At 67.6% G+C, this 478-nt stretch carries 1 protein-coding gene; it reads right to left on the bottom strand.

The features are described 5' to 3' along the window. A partial coding sequence (locus tag AC5Y5O_RS32225) for an EamA family transporter (protein ID WP_500028772.1) occupies nucleotides 1-455 on the bottom strand: 455 nt, incomplete at its 3' end. Between the last annotated feature and the right edge of the window lie 23 nt (nucleotides 456-478).

Raw genomic sequence — 478 nt, 5'->3', positions numbered from 1 at the left:
CTGAACCAGATCATGTAGGGCAACGCGGTACTGGCCAAGGCCAAAAACAACAGGGCCGCAACAAAATGCGGTGTCCACGACACGGCAGGCACGCCCTCCACCGCGGCGGCCCAGCTGGCTAACGCGATACCGCCGCACACCAACTGCCACGCTGAGAACATCACCACGTCAACGCCGGCGCCGAGTCGGCGCGCCAGCAGCGTACTAGCGGTGATCGCCACCGACGCCGCGAGTGCCGACAACGCGCCGCTGCCCGTGCCGGCCGGAATTGCCGCCACGATCAGCCCGAGGAACCCGACCACCAGCCCCGCCATGGCCCGCGGCCGTGGCCGCTCTCCATACAGCAGCCAAGCGGGTAGCACGATCAGGACTGGCTGCGCGTTGGACAGTACCGCCGCCACGCCGCCAGCCACTCCGGCGGTGCCAGCGAACATCGCAGCGAACGCCACACTCACATTGACCAACCCCAAGACCACGA

The organism is Mycobacterium sp. NGS40 (assembly GCF_059812735.1).
The sequence above is the reverse complement of the archived record's forward strand: the minus strand, read 5'-3'. Positions and strand labels throughout refer to the sequence as shown.